The sequence below is a fragment of the Sphingomonas sp. H160509 genome (assembly GCF_024124765.2).
Lineage (GTDB): Bacteria > Pseudomonadota > Alphaproteobacteria > Sphingomonadales > Sphingomonadaceae > Sphingomonas.
Genome location: NZ_JAMXSR020000002.1, coordinates 1,037,464 through 1,058,858, shown reverse-complemented (window position 1 = coordinate 1,058,858; position 21,395 = coordinate 1,037,464). Strand labels below are relative to the sequence as shown.

The 21,395-nt window shown below is 65.8% G+C and carries 10 protein-coding genes and 7 pseudogenes; 9 read left to right on the top strand and 8 right to left on the bottom strand.

The window, feature by feature from the left end; translation table 11 throughout:
• The first annotated feature begins 2 nt into the window (after positions 1-2).
• The 7 genes and pseudogenes from NHF48_RS06725 to NHF48_RS06695 all read left to right on the top strand — a co-directional run bounded on the left by NHF48_RS06725 (position 3) and on the right by NHF48_RS06695 (position 7,590).
• Positions 3-1,076, top strand: coding sequence for an ExeA family protein (locus NHF48_RS06725; RefSeq protein WP_253070630.1), 1,074 nt, complete (start codon positions 3-5; stop codon positions 1,074-1,076).
• 19 nt (positions 1,077-1,095) lie between these two features.
• A complete protein-coding gene (locus NHF48_RS06720) occupies positions 1,096-1,923 on the top strand; it encodes an XrtA system polysaccharide deacetylase (protein ID WP_263816779.1) in 828 nt (275 codons plus the stop codon).
• A gap of 8 nt (positions 1,924-1,931) precedes the next feature.
• Positions 1,932-2,958, top strand: a pseudogene (locus NHF48_RS06715) (FemAB family XrtA/PEP-CTERM system-associated protein).
• Positions 2,910-4,229: pseudogene (locus NHF48_RS06710) on the top strand (glycosyltransferase). The pseudogenes NHF48_RS06715 and NHF48_RS06710 overlap by 49 nt, the downstream one beginning before the upstream one ends.
• Positions 4,226-5,236 (top strand): exosortase A, encoded by a 1,011-nt coding sequence (xrtA, locus tag NHF48_RS06705; protein WP_253070628.1) that lies wholly within the window; start codon positions 4,226-4,228, stop codon positions 5,234-5,236. Before NHF48_RS06710 ends, xrtA begins: the two are co-directional and overlap by 4 nt.
• Positions 5,130-5,702: an exosortase C-terminal domain/associated protein EpsI gene (locus tag NHF48_RS06700; RefSeq protein WP_253070627.1), complete on the top strand. Its 573-nt coding sequence runs from the start codon at positions 5,130-5,132 to the stop codon at positions 5,700-5,702. Before xrtA ends, NHF48_RS06700 begins: the two co-directional genes overlap by 107 nt.
• Positions 5,703-7,590: pseudogene (locus NHF48_RS06695) on the top strand (XrtA/PEP-CTERM system amidotransferase). It abuts the gene before it with no gap.
• A 40-nt stretch (positions 7,591-7,630) separates the two neighbouring features.
• Here NHF48_RS06695 and NHF48_RS06690 read toward each other — a convergent pair.
• The 5 genes and pseudogenes from NHF48_RS06690 to NHF48_RS06670 all read right to left on the bottom strand — a co-directional run bounded on the left by NHF48_RS06690 (position 7,631) and on the right by NHF48_RS06670 (position 12,498).
• A pseudogene (locus tag NHF48_RS06690) lies at positions 7,631-9,302 on the bottom strand (formate--tetrahydrofolate ligase).
• A 122-nt stretch (positions 9,303-9,424) separates the two neighbouring features.
• Positions 9,425-9,910, bottom strand: a complete 486-nt coding sequence (locus tag NHF48_RS06685; protein WP_253070626.1) for a DUF4142 domain-containing protein — start codon at positions 9,908-9,910, stop codon at positions 9,425-9,427.
• Positions 9,911-9,939: 29 nt separating this feature from the next.
• Positions 9,940-10,725: an SDR family NAD(P)-dependent oxidoreductase gene (locus tag NHF48_RS06680; protein ID WP_253070625.1), complete on the bottom strand. Its 786-nt coding sequence runs from the start codon at positions 10,723-10,725 to the stop codon at positions 9,940-9,942.
• Between the two features lie 12 nt (positions 10,726-10,737).
• Positions 10,738-11,917, bottom strand: a pseudogene (locus NHF48_RS06675) (zinc-dependent alcohol dehydrogenase).
• Positions 11,917-12,498 (bottom strand): SRPBCC family protein, encoded by a 582-nt coding sequence (locus tag NHF48_RS06670; RefSeq protein ID WP_253070624.1) that lies wholly within the window; start codon positions 12,496-12,498, stop codon positions 11,917-11,919. Before NHF48_RS06670 ends, NHF48_RS06675 begins: the two are co-directional and overlap by 1 nt.
• 257 nt (positions 12,499-12,755) lie before the next feature.
• On the opposite strand from NHF48_RS06670, the pseudogene NHF48_RS06665 reads away from it, so the two are divergent.
• A pseudogene (locus NHF48_RS06665) lies at positions 12,756-14,353 on the top strand (isocitrate lyase).
• A gap of 440 nt (positions 14,354-14,793) precedes the next feature.
• Here the strand turns inward: NHF48_RS06665 and NHF48_RS25820 are convergent.
• From NHF48_RS25820 to NHF48_RS06645, 3 genes are all read right to left on the bottom strand, one after another.
• Positions 14,794-15,813 (bottom strand): response regulator, encoded by a 1,020-nt coding sequence (locus NHF48_RS25820; RefSeq protein WP_446741118.1) that lies wholly within the window; start codon positions 15,811-15,813, stop codon positions 14,794-14,796.
• Positions 15,761-17,950, bottom strand: coding sequence for a PAS domain-containing protein (locus NHF48_RS06650; protein ID WP_253070623.1), 2,190 nt, complete (start codon positions 17,948-17,950; stop codon positions 15,761-15,763). Before NHF48_RS06650 ends, NHF48_RS25820 begins: the two co-directional genes overlap by 53 nt.
• Before the next feature lie 318 nt (positions 17,951-18,268).
• On the bottom strand, positions 18,269-19,822 hold the full coding sequence (locus NHF48_RS06645) for an aldehyde dehydrogenase (NADP(+)) (protein ID WP_253070622.1): 1,554 nt from the start codon (positions 19,820-19,822) through the stop codon (positions 18,269-18,271).
• 417 nt (positions 19,823-20,239) lie between these two features.
• Between NHF48_RS06645 and NHF48_RS06640 the strand changes: the two are divergent.
• A pseudogene (locus tag NHF48_RS06640) lies at positions 20,240-21,332 on the top strand (LacI family DNA-binding transcriptional regulator).
• Positions 21,333-21,395 lie beyond the last annotated feature (63 nt).

The following is a 21,395-nucleotide window of genomic DNA, read 5'->3' as shown; positions in this document are numbered from 1 at the left end:
TTATGTACGATCAACATTATGGACTGACGGGTCGGCCTTTCCAGCTCACCCCCGATCCCAAATTCTGGTTCGAGACCGCCACCCACCGCAAGGCGATGGCGTATCTCGGCTATGGTCTGGCGCAGGGCGAGGGCTTCATCGTCATCACTGGCGATATCGGCGCGGGCAAGACGACGCTCGTCGGTCACCTGATGGACACGATCGACCTACAGCGCCTGAACGCGATCAAGCTCGTCTCGACCGCGATCGAGGCGGACGACCTGCTGCGGATCGTCGCCACCGACCTGCACGTCGATCCGGCCGGGCTGAGCAAGGCCGAGCTTCTCACCGCGATCGAGCGCGGGCTGCACGCGGTCGCGCGCACCGGCAAGCGGACGCTGCTGATCGTCGACGAGGCGCAGGCCTTGCCCGTCGATGCGCTCGAAGAACTGCGGATGCTGTCGAACTTCCAGGCCGGCGGCCACGCGCTGCTGCAGATCGTCCTGCTCGGCCAGCCCGAGTTCCGCGACCGCCTCCACGGCTCGGAGCGTCTCGAACAGCTCCGCCAGCGCGTGATCGCGATCCACCATCTCGATCCGATGGAGGAGCATGAGGTCTCCGAGTATCTCGCGCACCGCCTGACGGTGGTCGGCTGGACGGGGAATCCCGACTTTACCGAGGATGCGTTCGCGGCGTTCTTCAACGGGTCGGCTGGTGTGCCGCGTCGTTTGAACCAGCTTGCGGGGCGCGTGATGCTCCATGCGGCGATCGACGACCTCACGGTGATCGACGGCGATACGGTGCGGGCGGTGCAACGTGACCTTGAGGGCGACCTGCCAATGATCGCGCAGGACCGGGGAAAAGGTGCGCATAACGCGCACGAACCGCGCGAACCCGTCTCCACGCCGCGTGTCGACACGCCTATCGCCGATCCTGCGGTCGAGGAGCGGCTCGCTGAACTCGAGGCGCGGGTGGACATGCAGGACAAGGCGCTACGTCGCGTGCTGACGCTGCTGGTCGACTGGGTCGAGGGCGACGATACCAAGCCGGAATACGCGCCCGTCCGCGGTGTGGCCGCTTGGCACGATGCTGCCTGAAATGCCTGTTCTCAATGGCATGTCGGTCGATGTTGAGGACTGGTTCCAGGTCGGCGCGTTCGAGAAGGTGATCGACAAGGCCGACTGGGACTCGCTCCAGCCGCGCGTCGAGGCCAACACCGACGCGGTCCTGGCCCTATTTGCCGAGCGCGACACGAAGGCAACGTTCTTCACTTTAGGCTGGGTAGCCCACCGCTACCCCGCCCTGATCCGCCGCATCGTCAACGCCGGACATGAGGTTGCCAGTCACGGCTGGGACCACCAACGCGTCTTTACCATGACGCCGGACGTGTTTCGCGCCGACCTCGCACGTGCTCGGACTGCGATCGAGGACGCGGCGGGGACGAGGGTCACGGGGTATCGCGCGCCGAGCTTCTCGATCGATCAGCGGACGCCTTGGGCGCACGTCGAACTTGCCGAGGCAGGCTATGCCTATTCCTCCAGCGTCGCTCCAGTGAAGCACGATCATTACGGCTGGCTCGATGCGCCGCGCTACGGGTTCAAGCCGCTCGCGGACAGCGCCTTGATCGAAGTCCCAGTGACGGTCGCCAAGTTCGGCGAGCGCAAGCTGGCGACGGGCGGCGGATTCTTCCGGCTGCTTCCGGCGGCGATCACCGATCTCGCGGTGCGCCAGGTCAATCGCGAAGACCGCCCGGCGATGTTCTACTTTCACCCGTGGGAGATCGATCCGTCGCAGCCTCGGGTCGACGCGGCACCGATGCGTTCGAAGATCCGCCATTATTCGCGCCTCGGCGCGATGGCCGGCAAGCTGCGTGGGTTGCTCGGGCGCCACGCATGGGGCCGTGTCGATACGGTCGTCGCACGCGAAGCGGCCCGGCTGGCGTGACCGCTCCGATGCCTGTCGGTGTGCGTGAAGTCGACCTTCGCGATACGGTCGAGTGCGCGCGGATCACGGCGTTCGTCGAGGCTAGCGACGGTGCCACGCCGTTTCATCTGCCCGCCTGGAGCCTCGCGGTGCAGGACGGTTGCGGCCAGCGCGCGCACTATCTGGTTTCGGAGAGCGGAGGCGCGATCGACGGCGTGCTGCCGTTGACCGAGATGCGCTCGCCGCTGTTCGGGCGTGCGCTGGTGTCGACCGGGTTTGGCGTAGATGGCGGCGCTTTGGGTGACGCGGTCGAAGCGCTGTCGGCGGGGGGCTTGGAACCTTGCGCTGCGGATCGGCTGCCCTTCGATAGAATTGCGCGGCGGTCCTGCACCGATCGGCTGGGATAGCGATGACACCAGCTATCTCGGCTTCGTTCGAGATCTAGCCGCGGACGACGATGCGGAACTGCTCGCGATTCCCCGAAAGCAGCGCGCCGAAGTCCGCCGTGCGCTCGGCTTCGACCTTGAGATCGTCATCGGCAATGATCGGAAACTGCTTGCCGAGCACTATCAGGTTTATGCGGAGTCGGTTCGCAATCTCGGCACACCGGTTTTTCCCGCCAAGCTTTTCCGCAGCGTTGCGAGCGTGATGGATGCCGATGTTCTCACCGTTCGACACAAAGGCCGCGCGGTCGCCAGCGTCTTGAGCCTGTATTTCGACGGCACGGTCTATCCCTATTGGGGCGGCGGGACTGAAGCCGCGCGCGGATTGCGCGCCAACGACCGGATGTATTTCGCGCTGATGGCGCATGCGCGCGCGCGGGGCTGCACGCGGTTCGATTTCGGCCGTTCGAAGACCGGCACCGGGGCGGCGGCGTTCAAGAAGAACTGGGGCTTCACGCCCGAACCGCGGCTCTATGCCAAGCGCAGCAACGGTCCGGCGCGCGAGGTGAACCCGCTGAACCCGAAATACGCGCTGATGGTGCGGACGTGGAAGAAGCTTCCGCTATGGGCGGCCAACGCAGCAGGACCGTGGATTTCCCGAGGCCTGGGGTGAGCCTGCTCTTCCTCGCGCACCGCGTCCCCTTTCCGCCCGACCGTGGCGACAAGATCCGCAGTTTCCATGTCCTCCAGTATCTGGCGAAGCGAACGCCGGTGCATCTGGTGGCGTTTGCCGACGACGAGGCGGACTTCGATCCGCCGGCGGTATTCACCGATATGCTGGCGAGTTGCACGATCTTGCCCCGTCGGAAGTCGCAGAAGCGTGCCGCGATCGAGGCGCTCGCGACCGGTAAGCCGGTTTCGTTGACCGCCTTTGCGAGCGCCGCGATGCAGGATGCCGTCGATCGCGTTTTGCCCGGAATAAGTACCGTCTACTGCTTCTCGGGTCAGATGGCGCAGTATCTGCCGGTTGGCGGTCCGCCGGTCGTGATGGATTTCGTCGACGTCGACTCCGCCAAGTTCGCTGGTTTTGCTGACGATGCGCGAGGCCCGATGCGTTGGATAATGCGCCGCGAGGCTCGGCTGCTCGGTATGTTCGAGCGCGAGGTGGCGAGCAGGGTGTCGGCCAGCCTGTTCGTCAGCGAGGCTGAAGCTGGGTTGTTCCGGGAGGGTGGAGCGACCGGGCGGATCATTGCGGTCGAGAACGGGATCGACTCGGCGAAGTTCGATCCGGCAGCCAGAGACGCCCGCCGATCTTCCCCCCTCCCCTGAAAGGGAGGGGGCCGGGGGTGGGTCGGCTTCCCAGGCGCAACCGGGCGTAACCCAAGCAGGCCGACCCACCCCAACCCCTCCCTTCCAGGGAGGGGGGCAGAAGCGTTGATCGTCTTCACGGGCCAGATGGACTACCGGCCCAACATCGACGCGGTGACGTGGTTCGCGCGCGACATCCTCCCGCTCGTCCGCCAGCGCCACCCCGCCCACTTCGCGATCGTCGGCCGCGCGCCGACCGTCGCCGTCCAGGCGCTCGCGAGCGATCACGTCACCGTCACCGGCGCGGTCGACGACGTCCGTGGCTGGCTGGCGGCTGCGGACGTCTGCGTCGCCCCGCTGAAACTCGCGCGCGGCATCCAGAACAAGGTGCTCGAGGCATTGGCGATGTCGCGCCCCGTCGTCGCCTCGACGGCCGCGGCCGAGGGCATCGATCATGCCGGCACGATCCGGATTGCCGCGACCGCGCAGGCGTTTGCGGACCGTATCTGCGACCTGCTCGAAGCGCCAGACACCGCGGCAACGCTCGGCCAGTCCGCCCGCGCGCAAGTCATCCGCCGCTACGGCTGGGACGCCCGCCTCGCGCCGCTCGACGCGCTGCTCGGCCTCCCGGCATGACCGCATGGCGTCGTCACGGCATCGCGCTCGCGGTCGTCGCGGTGCTGATACTCCTGACGTTCCGAAGCGACGTCGCCGATCTCGCGCATATCTGGTGGACCAGCACTACCTTCGGCCACTGCCTCTTCATCGGCCCGGTAATCGCATGGCTCGTCTGGCAACGCCGCGCCGAGCTGGCGCAATTGACCCCGACCGGTTGGTGGCCCGGCCTAGCACTCGTCGCGATCGGCGGGTTCGGCTGGCTGATGGGCGATGCAGCTTCGGTCGGGTTCGCGCGCCAGTTGGGGCTCATCATGATGCTGCAAGGTGCGGTCGTGACGATCCTCGGCCCCAACGTCGCGCGAGGGTTGCTCTTCCCGCTCGCCTACGCGTTCTTCCTCGTACCGTTCGGCGAGGGTCTCGAACCGCCGCTGCAGACCGTGACGGTCGCGATCGTCATGCCGCTGCTGCATTTCGTTGGCGTGCCCGCGGTGGTCGACGGCGTGCTGATCCACGCCGGGCGCTATTATTTCGAGGTGGCCGAGGCCTGTTCGGGCTCAAAGTTCGTCATCGCGATGGTCGCGTTCGGCGTGCTCGTCGCCAACCTCTGTTTCGTGACGTGGCAGCGCCGCACGGTGTTCCTCGTGGTCTCGGTCGTGGTGCCGGTCATCGCCAACGGCTTTCGCGCGTTCGGCACGATCTGGGCGGCGGACCTCACCTCGGTCGAGGCGGCGACGGGGATCGATCATATCGTCTATGGCTGGGTGTTCTTCGCGCTGGTCATGGCAGGCGTGTTGGCGATCGGCTGGCGCTGGTTCGACCGCGCACCGGATGATTCCGCGTTCGATCCGGCGAAGCTCCAGGTCACACCCCGTCACCGGACCGATCTTGCCATCGCGACGGCGTTAGCCTTAGCCACGGTTGCAGCGTTCCCGGCGTGGAGCGCAGCGATCGCCAGCCGCGCGCAGCCACTCCCCCGCGCATATCGACCTTCCCGAGATCCCCGGCTGGCATCGCGTTCCCGTTAGCACGCGCGCGCCGTGGACGCCCTATTACCCCGGCGCAGACCATTATCTGTTCGGCCGCTACGCCGACGCGACCGGTGCGCTGGTCGACATGAGCGTCGCGGTGTTCGGCAGCCAGCAAGAGGGCAAGGAACTGATCGCCTACGGGACCGGCGTGTTGCGCGAGGAAGATCGCTGGGTCCGCGTCGCCGATTTGCCGGATATCGAAGGCGGCAGCGTCATGCGGATCACGGCACCCGGACCCGTAGAGCGGATCGTCGCGACGTGGTACCGGGTCGGCGACACGACCACGCAGGACGAAACGCTGGTGAAGATCGAGACGATGAAGGCGCGGTTGCTCGGGGGGCCGCAACGCGCGGTGGCGATCCACCTGTCGGTCGAGGGCGCCGATGCGCGTCCGATCGCGCGCTTCCTGGCCGCGCTCGGACCGATCGCACCGGTCGCCGATCACGCCGCGGGGATGCGCTAGATGTGCGGCATCGCCGGGATCTTCCACCCCGGCACGCCCAAGCCGGTCGACCCGAACCGCGTCCACGCGATGATCGCGGCGCTGTCGCATCGCGGCCCCGACGGCGACGGCATCTGGACTGCGCCCGGCGTCGGTCTCGGCCATCGCCGGCTGTCGATCATCGACCTCGAAGGCTCGCCGCAGCCGATGTCCGATGGCAGCCTGACGATCACCTACAATGGCGAGGTCTATAACTTCGCCGAACTGCGCGACGAACTGGCCGCCAAGGGCGCGATTTTCCGGACGTCCGGCGATACCGAAGTCCTGCTGCACGCGTGGCGCGCCTGGGGGGCCGTCGATGCTCGACCGGCTGAACGGCATGTTCGCCTTCGCGATCCACGATACCGCTGCGCACACGCTGTTCCTCGCGCGCGACCGGATGGGCGTGAAGCCGCTCCACTATGTCGAACTGGCGGACGGGTCGCTGGCGTTCGCGTCCGAATTGAAGGGTCTGCTCGCGCATCCACAACTCCGCCGAGTACCCGATCTGGGCGCGGTCGAGGACTACCTGGCGTTCGGGTACGTCCCCGATGACTCCTGCATGGTCGCGGGCGTCAAGAAGCTCGCGGCTGGGCATTTCCTGCTGGTCGAGCGTGGCAAGTCAGTGCCGCAGCCGCGCAAATGGTGGGACATCGATTTCTCCAACCGCGCGACCAGCTCTGCCAAGGCGCTAGGCGAGGAACTGGTCGACCGGATGCGTGCGGGCGTGCGGTCGCGGATGGTCGCCGACGTGCCGCTGGGTGCGTTCCTGTCGGGCGGGGTGGACAGCTCCGCGGTCGTCGCGTTGATGGCCGAGGCGAGCCCCAAGGCGGTCCGCACCTGCACGATCGGGTTCGACGAGGCCGGGCATGACGAACGCAGCTATGCCGACACCGTCGCGCGCCGCTTCGCCACCGATCACCGCGAGCGCGTCGTCGAGTCGGGCGATTTCGGACTGATCGACACGCTGGTCGCGAGTTTCGACGAGCCCTTTGCGGACGCCTCCGCGCTCGCCACCTACCAGGTCTGCGCACTCGCCCGCGAGAGCGTTACCGTCGCGCTGTCTGGAGACGGCGCGGATGAAGCGCTGGCCGGATATCGGCGCTACAAGTTTCAGTCGGTCGAGGAGCGCATCCGCGGCTTGCTGCCGTCGCATCTCCGCGCCGACGTCTTCGGGACGCTCGGCCGCTGGTATCCGAAGGCCGACTGGGCGCCGCGGCCGCTTCGCGCAAAGTCGACGCTGCTTGCGCTCGCACAAGGTGGCGGCGAGGCTTATGCCCGATCGGTCGGCGTCACCACACCCGAACTCCGCGCGCAGTTGTTCAACGCCGGCGCTCGCGCGAAGCTCGGCGGGTACCGCGCCGAGGACCGCTATGTCGCGACGATGGCGAACGCGCCCGCGCGCGACGCGATCGACCGCGCGCAATATGCCGACGTCAAGCATTGGCTGCCCGGCGACATCCTGACCAAGGTCGACCGGACCAGCATGGCGGTCGGCCTCGAAGCGCGCGAACCGCTGCTCGACCACCGCCTGATCGAGTTCTGCGCGACGCTGCCGGCGACCATGCGGTTGCGGCACGGCGAGGGCAAATGGCTGATGAAGAAAGCGATGGAGCCGTATCTGCCGCGCGACATCCTCTATCGCCAAAAGATGGGCTTCGTGACGCCGATCAGCGCTTGGTTCCGTGGTGCGCTGGCGGGGGAAGCGTCGGCGCTCGCCAAGTCGCGCACGCTAGGCGAGACGGGGTGGTTCGACATGGCGACGATCGCGCGGATCGCCGACGAGCACCGGATGGGGCGTGCTGAGCACGGTCGCACGTTGTGGCAGTTCGTGATGCTCGAGCGGTCGATGAAGCGGATGTTCGGGTAGCAATCATGCAATCCTCCCCCTGGCGGGGGAGGATTGAGACTTAGAACAGCCCTTCGATCAGCCCATCGTCATTCAACCGGATCGCCTCGGCGGCCGGCACGCGCGGCAGGCCCGGCATCGTCATGATCTCCCCGCAAATCGCGACCACGAACCCGGCACCCGCCGCGAGCCGGACTTCACGCACCGGCACGATGTGCCCGGTCGGCGCGCCAAGCAGGGCAGGGTCCGTCGAGAAGCTGTATTGCGTCTTGGCAAGGCAGACGGGCAGATGGCCGTAGCCCGCATCCTCCCAGCGCTTCAACTGCGCCAGCACGCTCGGCTCGGCGACGGCGTGCTCGGCGCGGTAGATGCGGCGTGCCACGGTATCGATCTTGTCGAACAGCGACAGCTCGTCGCCGTAGATCGGCGCGAACCCGCCCCCGTGCCCGTCGCAAAGCTCGGCGACCGCATCGGCCAGTTCGACCGCGCCGGCGCCACCCTCGGCCCAATGCCGGCAGAGGATCGCGCGCGAGCCGTGGTGTGCGGCGGCCTCGACGATCGCGGCGATCTCCGCGTCGCTGTCGGTGTAGAAATGATTGATCGCGACGACCGCAGGCACGCCGAACTGGCGGATGTTCTCGATATGCCGCACGAGATTGACCGCGCCGCGGCGGACCGCGTCGACGTCCTCACGCCCCAGATCGGCCTTGGCGACGCCACCGTTCATCTTCAGCGCACGGGCGGTCGCGACAATCACGACCGCGTCGGGGGCCAGCCCCGCCTGGCGGCATTTGATGTCGAAGAACTTTTCCGCGCCGAGATCCGCGCCGAAGCCCGCCTCGGTCACCACGTAGTCGCCGAGCGACAGCGCTGCCCGTGTCGCGATCACCGAGTTGCAACCATGCGCGATGTTGGCGAACGGCCCGCCGTGGAGGAACGCTGGCGTCCCCTCCAACGACTGGACGAGGTTCGGCTTGATCGCCTCCGCCAGCAGCACCGCCATCGCGCCGTCCGCCTTCAGGTCGCGCGCGGTGATCGGCGTGCGGTCGCGCGTATAGGCGACGACGATATCGCCCAGCCGTCGCTCCATGTCCGCGAGCCCGTCGGCGAGGCACAGGATCGCCATCACCTCCGACGCGACCGTGATGTCGAAACCCGATTCTGCGCGGATAGCCGTTGGCGATGCCACCGATCGACTGGACGATATCGCGCAGCGCCCGGTCGTTCATGTCGAGCACGCGCCGCCAGACCACGCGCCGCACGTCGATCTGGAGCGCGTTGCCCCAGTGAATGTGATTGTCGATCATCGCCGCGAGCAGGTTATGCGCCGCGGTGATTGCGTGGAAATCGCCGGTGAAGTGGAGGTTGATGTCCTCCATCGGCGCGACCTGCGCACGACCGCCGCCCGTAGCGCCGCCCTTGGTGCCGAAACAGGGCCCGAGCGAGGGCTCGCGAAGGGCAAGGACGGCCTTGCGCCCGGTATGGCGGAGCGCATCGGCGAGCCCGATCGAGGTCGTGGTCTTGCCCTCGCCTGCCGGGGTCGGGTTGATCGCGGTGACGAGGATGAGCTTGCCGTTCGCTGAAGACTTGGGTGCGTTCAGCCATTCGAGCGAGATCTTCGCCTTGTACCGGCCGTAAGGTTCGATCGCGTCGTCGGGAATGTGCAGGCTCTCGGCGATGGCGGCGATAGGGCGCAGGGCGACGCTGCGAGCGATGGCGATATCGGTTTCCATGGCGCTGACCTAGCGGGGCCGGGGATGGCTTTCCAGACGATTAGGAGTTCCGAATGCAGAACGGCGCCCGCTTTGTGAAGCGAGCGCCGTCTGTAATCCGCCGTCGATAGGACGCCGTATGATTACATCGTCTGCAGTTCGGTGATGTGCGACTGGACGACCGGTACGATCCCGGCTGCAACAGTCTTCAGGCCCGCCACGGTGCCCTTGTCGGCATAGCCCTGCTGCAACGTCAACGCCTTGGCATGCGCCGCCTTCTGCTGCGTCACGTACAGCCGGTCGCGCGCCGTGCCCTTCGCCGCGCGAAGTGCAGCGACGTTCTTGGCACCCATCGGATCGAGCTTGGGCGGTGCGACCTTTACATGCGCCGCCATCGCCGCGGCTTTCACGTCCTCGGTGCTCTTGGTGTGATCGGTGATCATCATCTGCGCGAAGCTCTTGAGCTTCGGATTGGTGGTCGTCTCGAGCAGGATCTGGCTCGACGTCTTCTCGTACAGGTCGCCGGCACCGGCCTTCATCACATAGGTCGATGCGGGCATCGGCGCCTGTGCGGAGACGGCAGCGATTGGCAGCGCGATCAGCGCGGCGGCAGTCAGAAATCGTGTCATGGTCTTCTCTCTCCTGTTGAAACTGTCGTTCAATCGTTCGCGGTGCCGGGCTCGGCCATCTTGCGGTGCATCTCGGCGAGCACGGCGTTGGGCGTGACGTTGGCGATCGCCGACTGGACCTTGTTCTTCCAGCCCGAGACGACCGCCGCCTTGCCGGACATCAGCGCGTCCCAGCCGTCCTTCGCCACGTCCGCGGGATCGCTTTTCTTGGGATCGGTCCCGACATCGGTGTCCATCATGTGCGCACGGTCGAAGAATTCGGTATCGACCGGGCCGGGCATCAGGTTGGTGAGTGTGACGCCGTCCGCATCCTTGATCTCGTTCTGGATCGCCGCGACGAAGCTGTCGACGAAGCTCTTCGTACCGTTATACACGGCCTGGAACGCACCGGGGATGTAGCCTGCGATCGATCCGGTCACGAGCACCTTGCCTGCGTTTCGCGCAACCATCGGCGGCAGGGTTTTCTGCAATAGATACGCCGTGCCGATCACGTTGGTGTCGACGACCTTGCGCCACTCGGCCAGATCTTGGTCGAGGAACGCCTTGCCGAGCCCGCGCCCGGCATTCGCGCAGACCAGATCGATCGTCCGGCCGTTCGTGGCCGCAAGCAACTGGTCGACGCCTTCGATCGTCGAGAGGTCGGCCTGGAGCGACTGAACATCGGTGCCGAACTGCTTGAAGTCCTGCGCGGCGGCGTCGATCAACGCCTCGTCGGCTACGACCAGTATGTCGTAGCCGTCCTTCGCCGCCAGGGTCGCCAGTTCGAAGCCGATGCCCGTCGAGGCGCCGGTGATGATCGCGAATTTATCAGCCATTGTCAGTCATCCTCAGTTGAAGCCGGGCTTGAGCACGACCTTCGTCACTTCGTTCTGGTTGTTCTTGAACATGTCGTAGCCCTTGGGGGCGTCCTCCAGGTCCATGCGGTGCGAGATCAGGAAGGTGGTGTCGATCTTGCCCTCCATGATCGCGTTGAGCAGCGCGGGCATGTAATGCTGGACATGCGTCTGGCCGGTCTTGAGCGTCAGCCCCTTCTCCATGAAGGCGCCGAGCGGGAACTTGTCGACGAACCCGCCGTACACCGCCGGCATCGACACCCGCCCACCCTTGCGACACGCGATGATCGCCTGGCGGATCGAATGCGTCCGATCGGTGCCGAGAAATGTCGACGCCTTGATCTGATCGACGACGTTGTCGACGAAGAAGCCGTGTGCCTCCAGCCCGACGCTGTCGATGACGGCGTCGGGACCGATGCCGCCGGTCATCACCATCAGCGCCTCGTAGACCGCGCTTTCCTCGTAGTTGATCGTCTGGGCGCCGAACTTCTTGGCAAGCTCCAGTCGGTGGGGGAAGTGGTCGATCGCGATGACTCGTTCGGCGCCCATCAGGAACGCCGACTGCACCGCGAACAGCCCGACCGGACCGCAACCCCAGACCGCGACCGTGTCGCCGGGTTCGATCTGCGCATTCTCCGCCGCCATCCAGCCGGTCGGCAGGATATCGGAGAGGAACAGCACCTTCTCGTCGTCGACGCCGTCGGGAATGACGATCGGGCCGACGTCGCTGAACGGCACGCGGACATATTCCGCCTGGCCGCCGGCATAGCCGCCCGTCATGTGACTATAGCCGAACAACCCGGACATGGGTTGACCGTAAATCTCCTGCGCGATGTCCTGGTTGTCGGCAGGGGAGGCCGTTGTCGCACGCCGAATACTGGTGCTTGCCGCAATGGTAGCAACTGCCGCAGGCGATCGTGAACGGGACGACGACCTTCTGGCCCTTCTTCAGCGTCGACTTGGCGCCGACCTCGACGACTTCGCCCATGAATTCGTGGCCGAGGATGTCGCCGGCCTGCATCGTCGGGATATAGCCGTCGTACAAATGCAGGTCGGAGCCGCAGATCGCAGTCGCAGTGACCTTGATGATGCAGTCACGCTGGTTGACGATTTCGGGATCGTCGACCGTATCAACGCGAACGTCGTGCTTACCGTGCCATGCCAGAGCGCGCATTAGGCGAGTTCCTCTTCATGCTGCTTGCGGTTCATCGCGGCAGTCGCGATCTCGCCGGTTTCCATCAACTGCTTGAAACGGCGTAGGTCCCGGCGCGCCTGGATCGCAGGCTCGCGCTGGAACATCTTGGCGATCAACTTGCCGATCACGCCACCCGGCGGATCGTACAGGATGGTCGCAACGACCACCGTGCCGCGCGCGCCCGCATCCCGAAACTCGACGCGGCCGCTGTTAGGCACATCCGCGCCATCCTCCGACGACCATGCGATGAAGCTGTCCTGCGCTTCGTCGGTAATCGCCGACGTCCATTCATAGGATTTGCCCGCCGGACCCTTGACCACCCAATGCGAGCGGCGCTGGCCGAGGACGTCGATACGCTCGACATTCTCCATGAAGGTCGGAAGGTTCGCGAAATCGCGGAAATAGGCGAACAGTTCGCCGACCGGGCGATTGATCGTAACCGCACGGGCAACGATGCTGCTGCCCTTGCCGTCCGCAAGGTCGCGCGTAGCGTCCGCTACGGCGTCGCTTCGCTTGGACGTGCTTAGTGGGGCGTCATCTCTTGGATCGCTTTCAGTCATCACCGTCTCCTGGCTGCGAAGTCCTTCCAACAGTGTCCGAAGTCCTATGTTCCGCCGCCTTGGTCTTGAATTTGCAAGACTTGATATCGATCAGGACATTCGGCCCCGCGCAAAATCCGCCCAGTGTCACAAAGTTTACATCGTCACATTCGGGAAGCGGCGTTCGTTACACGCGCACGCCAATCTCGGGGCAATTTGGCCACTTAATCATGTAAATATACCTACACGTCGATCATCGCAGCAGACGAGGATCGCCCGTGACCTACCAGACGCACATTGCCCAGTTGACCAACCTCATCGCCGACCAAAACGGCACGTGGGACGCGATCTCGCCCGAGTCCGTCGCGCGGATGCGGTTGCAGAACCGGTTCACCACGGGTCTCGACATCGCGCGCTATACCGCGGCGATCATGCGCAAGGACATGGCAGCCTATGACGCAGATCCGGCGAACTACACGCAGTCGCTCGGTTGCTGGCACGGGTTCATCGCGCAGCAGAAGATGATCAGCATCAAGAAGCATTTCGGCACCACCGACCGCCGCTATCTCTACCTCTCCGGTTGGATGGTCGCGGCGATGCGGAGCGAGTTCGGCCCCTTGCCTGACCAGTCGATGCACGAGAAGACCAGTGTCCCCGCGTTGATCGAGGAACTCTACACCTTCCTCCGCCAGGCCGACGCGCGCGAACTCGGCATGATGTTCCGCGACGTCGATGCCGCGCGCGCCGCGGGGAACGCGATCGAGGAACAGCGCCTGCTCAACGCGATCGAGAACCACCAGACGCACGTCGTGCCGATCATCGCCGACATCGACGCGGGCTTCGGCAACGCGGAGGCGACGTATCTGCTCGCGCGGAAGATGATCGAGGCGGGGGGCCTGCGCGCTCCAGATCGAGAACCAGGTCAGCGACGAGAAGCAGTGCGGCCATCAGGACGGCAAGGTCACCGTGCCGCACGAGGACTTCTTGGCCAAGGTCCGCGCCTGCCGCTACGCGTTTCTCGAACTCGGCGTCGAGGACGGCATCATCGTCACGCGCACCGACTCGCTCGGCGCCGGCCTGACCAAGCAGATCGCGGTCAGCAAGGAAGTGGGCGACTTGGGCGACCAGTATAACTCGTACCTCGATTGCGAGGAGATCGACCCGGCGACCGCGCAGAACGGCGACGTCATCCTCAACCGGGACGGCAAGCTGCTCCGTCCCAAGCGCCTGCCCTCGAACCTGTTCCAGTTCCGCGCGGGGACCGGCGAGGATCGCTGCGTTATGGACTGCATCGCGTCGCTACAGAACGGCGCGGACCTGCTGTGGATCGAGACCGAGAAGCCGCATATCGAGCAGATCGCCGGCATGGTGGATCGCATCCGCGAGGTCGTGCCGAACGCAAAGCTCGTCTATAATAACTCGCCGAGCTTCAACTGGACGCTGAACTTCCGCCAGCAGGTGTTCAATGCGTGGTCGGCTGCGGGTGAGGACGTCTCCGCCTATGAGCGCGCGCGGCTGATGAGCGTCGATTACGATGGCACGGCTTTGGCCGACGAAGCTGACGAACGTATCCGCACCTTCCAAGCGGATTCGGCCAAACGCGCGGGCATCTTCCACCATTTGATCACGCTGCCGACGTATCACACGGCGGCGCTTTCGACCGACAATCTCGCGAAAGAGTATTTTGGCGACGCGGGGATGCTTGGTTATGTGAAGGGCGTCCAGCGCAAGGAAATCCGTGAGGGCATTGCCTGCGTGAAGCACCAGAACATGTCGGGCTCCGATCTTGGCGATGACCATAAAGAGTATTTCGCGGGTGAGGCGGCTCTGAAGGCGGGGGGGCGCGCATAATACGATGAATCAATTTGCGGCGTGATGCAGCAGGCGGAGCGCAAGCTCCGCCGCGACCGCATCACGCCCGGCCGGCGGGGCCAAGAGCCCCGTCCGACGACGCGGCTTTGCCGCGGCGCCTGTTTGGCGCAAGACCCGGGTGTAGAAATGTGAAGCTATTTCCAGCGGAATAGCCGATCGAAACGGTCAGCGTAACTACGCACCACCTCAGTTGGTAACGTTCCCCAACTGGGCCCCGGCCTTCGCCGGGGGTGGTTAGTTGGTGTGGTTCGACCCACTCCACCATTGAGGCTGCCAACGGCTCAAGACGGGGGGATGCAGACCGATCGTCCGTCTCACGATCCTCCCCCGCCAGGAGGAGGTGTCGCCGAAAGTGACGGAGGGGAGGAACACGCAACATCGGTGCACCTGCCTCCCCCTCCGTCAGGCAAGTGCCCGCCACCTCCCCCTTGCGGGGGAGGATCGTTAGGCTGGCGCGTAAGTCACGCCGACCGGCTTTACTCCGCCGAGTCCACCCGGTCCGCCGCGAGCGGTTCCACCAGCGCCGTCTCCCCCAGCGATGCCAGCACCGCCGCCGTCAGCGCGTCGAGCCCGTACGGCTTCCCCAGCATGATCGCGTCCGTATCGCCCTCGACCGACGCGGTATCGCCGCTCGCGAACACAATCCCCACACCCGGTCGCAGCGCGCGCGCGGTGCGGGCGAAGTCCGGTCCCGACACGCCGGGGAGGTTGATGTCGGTCACCAGCGCGTCGATCGGCACGGTCTGAAGCGCAGTCATCGCGTCCTCCGCGCTCGCCGCGTCGACCACCACGAAGCCACTCCCCTTGCAGCATCTCGGCAGTGTTCGCGCGGATCATCTCGTCGTCCTCGACCAACAGGACGGTGCGCCGTGCCGACGCGTCCAGCCGTCGCTCCGCCTCGATCCGCGCATCGCGCGCGACCTTGGCAGCAGGCGAGTCGCCGCGCTGCCGATTGGCCAGCACTTCGCGAAATTTCCGTGCCAGCGCCTCGCGCGAATACGGCTTCGACAACAGGTCGACGCCGGCATCGAGCTTGCCGCCGTGCACGATCGAGTTCTCGGTATAGCCCGATGTGAACAGCACCACGAGATTGGGCAGCCGTTCCTTCGCCTTGCGCGCGAGTTCGGGGCTTTTCAACGTTCCGGGCATCACCACGTCAGTAAACAGGATGTCGATCGGCACGCCGCTCTCGACCACGTTGAGCGCGCTGGCCGCGTCGACCGACTTCAGCACGCTGTAGCCGAGGTCGGTCAGCAGCTCGACCACGGTGGTGCGGACCTCGTCGTCATCCTCGACCACCAGCACCGTCTCCGTGCCGCCGCAGATTGGCCCTGCATCGGCGACGACCTCGAAATCCTCGCTCTCCATCGCGCGCGGCAGATAGAGCTTGATCGTGGTGCCTTCGCCGACCTCAGAATAAATCTTCACGTGGCCGCCGGACTGTTTGACGAAGCCGTAGACCATCGACAGGCCGAGACCCGACCCCCTTGCCTTCGCTCTTGGTCGAGAAGAACGGTTCGAACACCTTCTCGATGATTTCCGGGCTCATGCCGCTGCCGGTGTCGGACACCGCGAGCAGGACGTATTGCCCGGCTTCGACCTCCTCGTGGCTGCGGGCATAGGCATCGTCGAGATGCGCGTTGCCGAGTTCGATGGTGAGCTTGCCCTGGCCCTCCATTGCGTCGCGCGCGTTGATCGCGAGGTTCAGGAGTGCGTTCTCGATCTGCGCGGGGTCGATGAACGTGTTCCAGAGGCCACCGCCGACCACCGTCTCGATCTCGACGCCTTCGCCGATCGCGCGGCGCAGCATGTCGTCCATCCCGCGCACGAACCGCGTGACGTTGACGACCTTGGGCTCGAGCGCCTGGCGACGTCCGAACGCAAGCAACTGCGACGCGAGCTTCGAGCCGCGTGTGACGCCAGCCATCGCGTTGGCGACCCAGCGCTCCGCACGCTCGTTGCCGGCGAGGTTCTTGCCGAGCAGCTGGAGATTGCCCGAGACGACCTGGAGCAGATTGTTGAAGTCGTGCGCGACGCCGCCGGTGAGCTTGCCGACGGTCTCCATCTTCTGCGATTGCGCCAGCTTGGCTTCGGCCTCGCGGCGCTCGCCGATCTCGGCGATGACGCGCGCCTCCAGCGTCTCGTTGAGCTGGCGGAGCTGATCCTCGGCGCGCTCGCGGTGGCGGACCTGACGGGCAAGCGCTTCGGCCTGTTCGCGCAAGGCGGCCTCGGCGGCGCGCTGATGCGTGATGTCGGTGTGGACGCCGACCCATTCGATGACTTCGCCGCCTGAGTCGAGGATCGGCAGGCTCCGGACCGCGAACGTGCGCCATGCCCCGCAATGGCGGCGGACGCGGTGTTCGAACACGAACATCGACTTGTTCAGGACCGCGGCGGTCCACGCCTTGATCGTCGATGCGACGTCGTCGGGGTGGATCGCGTCGGCCCAGCCGAAATTCTGGTATTCGTCGATCGACTGGCCGGTGAGCGTGGCCCAGCCGGGTTGCTCGCCAATCATCCGGCCGTCCGGGCTGTTGGTCCAGAGCACGCCGTGGACCGCGTCCATCGCGGTGCGGAAGCGGCCGTTGCTGATGCCGAGTGCGGCCTCGCGTTCGGCACGGTCCTCGACGTCGATGCCGAGCACGTAGATACCGGCGACCGCGCCGTCCGCCTGGACATGCGGAACATAGCGGAATTCAGAGCGGCGCGGACGGCCGTCGCGGTGCGGGAAAACGGTCTGCGCGATGAAGCTCTCGCCGGCGAGCGCACGCTCGAACGACGGGCGGCGATCCTGGTAAACCGCGTCGCCGAGCACGTCGCGAACGGACTTGCCGATCATCGTTTCGGGCGCGACGCCGAGCCATTCGTCATATTGCGCGTTGGCGAGGCGGTAGACGTGATCGCGGTCGATGTACGAGATCAGCATCGGCACGGCGTCGGTGACACGGCGCAACTCGGCTTCGCTGGCGGCGAGGCGGTGCTCGGCTTCGACGCGGCCGCTATTGTCGACCATCGTGCACAGGACGCCGCCGACTGTGCCACCGGCGCAATAGACGGGCGTATAGAACAGGTCGAGCGTTAGCGTCTCGAGGCCTTCGGGGCGCTGGAACAGGATCGGCTGGTCACGGTAGGCGACGGTCTCGCCGCGGAAGCCTGCTTCGAGGACCGCGCGGTTCCAGTCCCACACCTCGGGGAACGCGGTCGCGACCGGGCTGCCAAGTGCGGCGGGGTGGCGGTCTCCTGCGACGGCGCGGTAGCTGTCGTTGTAGAGCATGATGTGCTCGGGCCCCCACATCACGACCTTGGCGACGGGCGAGTTGAGGATGTTGGCGAGCGTGACGCGGAGTTCGGCGGGCCACGAGTCGATCGGGCCGAGCGAGGTCGCGCTCCAATCGCGCTGGCGGACGAGCATCCCGCATTCGCCGCCGCCGATCAGGATTTCCGCTGGTGCGGCCGAGGCAGCGTCGCGGTCGCGCATCTGTTGGAGCGCGGTGCGGACGATGGCGGCGGCGTCGCCATGCCCTCCGCCGGTCAATTCGTCGATATAGCTGCCGAGGTCTGCGGGCAGGGAAATGGTGCGCGACGAGTCAGGCGTTGTCATGCCGGACTAGTGGGTATGCGGCGCGCGCGTGTCAATGATTAGGGGTGTTTGGGAAGCTCTGCCCCTCCCTCATACCACCCCGGCGAAGGCCGGGGCCCAATTGGAAAGGTCGCAGTAACGAAGGGTGACGCTAAATTGACAACTTCACCCAATTGGGCCCCGGCCTTCGCCGGGGTGGTGCCGGTGAGGGGTAGCCGAACTCAACCCTGTTTCCCCGCGAAGGCGGGGACTCAGACTGGGCTCCCGCCTTCGCGGGAGAACAAGGAAGAGGGGGGCCGCCCTGCGATGGCGCCACCTCCCCTCGTACTCTCGAGTCGATCAGCCCTCAGTGCGTGGCAAGCCCAGCGGGTTGTCGTGCTTGACCGCCTTCGGCAGCAACGCATCCGGCAGGTCCTGGTAGCAGACCGGGCGCAGGAAGCGCTCGATCGCCGCGGTACCGACCGAAGTCGTGCGCGGGTCCGACGTCGCGGGGAAAGGCCCGCCATGCACCATCGCAGGAGCAACCTCGACGCCGGTCGGCCAGCCGTTCGCGAGAATGCGACCGGCCTTCCGCTCAAGCACCGGCACCAGCGTCGCAGCGTCGGCATAATCACCTTCGTCGATCTGCAGGGTGATCGTCAGCTGACCCTCGACCTGTTCGAGAACCTGACGGACCTCGGCGAGGTCGGCGCAGCGGACGATGATCGAGGCAGCCCCGAACACTTCATGCGACAGCGCAGCGTCGGCAACGAACGCCTTCCCGGTGGTCGAGAACAACGCCGCACGACCGCGGTTTGCGCCTTCGGCTTCGGTGCCGCGAGCGAGCGTCTCGACCGCGTCGTGACCGGCAAGCGCGGCGACGCCCTTGTCGTAGCTGGCGTGGATGCCGGGGGTCAGCATTACCTGCGGCGCGGCCTCGCCAAGCGCAGCGGAGGCGGCTTCGACGAAGGTGTCGAGGTCAGGACCGTCGACCGCGATAACGATGCCGGGGTTGGTGCAGAACTGGCCCGAGCCCATCGTCAGCGAGCCGACATAGGCCTTGCCAAGCGCTTCACCGCGCGCCGCAAGGGCCGCGGGGAACAGGATCACCGGGTTGACGCTGCTCATTTCGGCATAGACCGGGATCGGCTCGGGGCGGGCTGCGGCGAGTGCCACCAGGGCCAAGCCACCGCCGCGCGAGCCGGTGAAGCCGACCGCCTTGATGCGCGCGTCCTTGACGAGCGCCGCACCGAGTTCGTTCGCCGGACCCTGGACCAGCGAGAAAACGCCTTCGGGCAGGCCGCACTTGGCGACCGCGGCCTGAATCGCCTTGCCGACCATCACCGACGTGCCGGGGTGCGCGGGGTGGCCCTTGACCACGACCGGGCAACCGGCGGCGAGTGCGGAGGCGGTGTCGCCGCCCGCGACCGAGAAGGCGAGCGGGAAGTTCGACGCACCGAACACCGCGACCGGGCCGACCGCGATGCGGCGCTGGCGCAGGTCCGCGCGGGGAGCGGGCTTACGATCGGGCTGTGCTTCGTCGATGATGACCGAGGCCCAGGTGCCGGCGCGGAGATGCTTGGCGAACAGGCGCAGCTGGCCGGTGGTACGGCCGCGCTCGCCTTCGAGGCGTGGGCGGGGCAGGCCGCTTTCCTGGATCGCACGGGCGACCAGCGGCTCGTGGATCGCCTCGATCTCGTCGGCGATCGTCTCGAGGAATTTTGCACGCGTTTCGGGATCGGTTTCGCGGAAAGTATCGAACGCTGCTTCGGCGAGCTTGCAGGCTTCCGCGACGTCTTCCTCGCTCGAAACGGCAAAGGCGGGCTCGATCTTTGCATCGGTCGACGGGTCGATCGCGAGGAAGGTGACGTCGCTGTCTACGGCGCGCGCGCCGATCGGGAAGGTACCGTCCATGTCAGTTCTCCAAATCAAATCGAGGGACGCACCGACCGGAACGGCGGTGCGCCGGGAAATCGTCGGCCAAGATGCGCCGAGGCCACAAAGGTCGCGCTATCACTCTCGGCTACCTGCTCCAATGTGGTGCGAAGGCGAACCATGTTCCAGTGCGTAGCAGCAGTCGCGGACGGCAATGTGACACCGAGGCCATGGCTTGGGGTAGAGTGTACGGATCAGATCGTATCGCACGCACACTCCCCGTCCGTCCCCCTGTGTGCTTACTGCCCGGTAAGGCAAAACCCGATTGTCCGACTAATCTTGGGAGCGATAACACGCAAGAGCGAACGGCCACGGCGCGATGTTCTCTGAGTATACGACCACGGTAACTCAGATTACATGCTGATAATATTGCAATCACCTGCTAAAAAGCGGGGCATGAGCCTCGCCACGCGCAAGCCGCGCAACACTTCGGGCCGCAGAAGCGGCGCACCCACCATTTCCGACGTCGCGGTTCTCGCAGGCGTCTCACCGATGACAGTCTCGCGCGTCATCAACGGGGGAAGCGAAGGTCAGGGAGGCGACACGCGAGGCCGTCAACGTCGCGATCGATACGCTCCGATACGCGCCCAACCGCGCCGCGCGCAGCCTGGCCGGTGGTGGGCAGATGCGGATCGGCCTACTCTACAGCAATCCGAGCGCGGCGTATCTGAGCGAATTCCTGGTCGGCAGCTTGGAACAGGCGAGCCGCAGCGACGTGCAGTTGATCGTCGAGAAATGCGACATCGGCGACCATGAGATCGAGGTTGCGCGGCACATGATCGAAAGCGGGATCGACGGCGTCATCCTGCCGCCGCCGCTGTGCGATTCGCGCGCGGTGCTCGACGTGCTGACGGAGGCCGGCGTGCCGACCGTGGTCGTCGCGACCGGTTCCCCACCGGAAGGATCGGCAGCGGTCACGATCGACGATTTCGAAGCGGCCCGCGCGATGACCGAACACCTTGTTAAACTTGGTCATTCGCGAATCGGATTCATTATCGGCAACCCGAACCAGACCGCGAGCCGGCTTCGTCACGAGGGGTATCTCGCGGCGATCGCTGATGCCGGTCTGGCGCCGGATGAGTCGCTGGTGGTGGGCGGCCTGTTTACCTATCGCTCCGGTCTCGACGGTGCCGAGCAATTGCTCGACGCGAAGGATGCGCCCACCGCGATCTTCGCCAGCAACGACGACATGGCGGCGGCGACCGTCGCGGTCGCGCATCGCCGCGGTCTGGACGTACCGGGCGACCTGACGGTGTGCGGGTTCGACGACAGCGCGCTCGCGACGACGATCTGGCCCGAACTGACGACGATCCACCAGCCGATCGCCGACATGTCGCGCGCGGCGGTCGAACTGCTCGTCTCGGCGATCTTCAATCGTCGCAGCGGCGGCAAGGATGCGAACGGCCACGTCGTGCTCGATTATACGCTGGTGCGCCGTCAGTCAGATGCCGCGCCGCGCCGCCGACCACCATCGCGCGTTCACGCATAGCATCGACTGGCGCTTGACCGACCGACGACCGTCGCGGTAGCGCTCCCATGAGATAATCGACCG

Coding starts and splice junctions, on each gene's coding strand:
- xrtA (WP_253070628.1), top strand. CDS start 4,226: ATGACCGCATGGCGTCGTCACGGCATCGCGCTCGCGGTCGTCGCGGTG.
- NHF48_RS06670 (WP_253070624.1), bottom strand. CDS start 12,498: ATGACTGAAAGCGATCCAAGAGATGACGCCCCACTAAGCACGTCCAAG.
- NHF48_RS25820 (WP_446741118.1), bottom strand. CDS start 15,813: ATGGTCTACGGCTTCGTCAAACAGTCCGGCGGCCACGTGAAGATTTAT.
- NHF48_RS06680 (WP_253070625.1), bottom strand. CDS start 10,725: ATGGCTGATAAATTCGCGATCATCACCGGCGCCTCGACGGGCATCGGC.
- NHF48_RS06725 (WP_253070630.1), top strand. CDS start 3: ATGTACGATCAACATTATGGACTGACGGGTCGGCCTTTCCAGCTCACC.
- NHF48_RS06685 (WP_253070626.1), bottom strand. CDS start 9,910: ATGACACGATTTCTGACTGCCGCCGCGCTGATCGCGCTGCCAATCGCT.
- NHF48_RS06650 (WP_253070623.1), bottom strand. CDS start 17,950: ATGACAACGCCTGACTCGTCGCGCACCATTTCCCTGCCCGCAGACCTC.
- NHF48_RS06645 (WP_253070622.1), bottom strand. CDS start 19,822: ATGGACGGTACCTTCCCGATCGGCGCGCGCGCCGTAGACAGCGACGTC.
- NHF48_RS06720 (WP_263816779.1), top strand. CDS start 1,096: ATGTCGGTCGATGTTGAGGACTGGTTCCAGGTCGGCGCGTTCGAGAAG.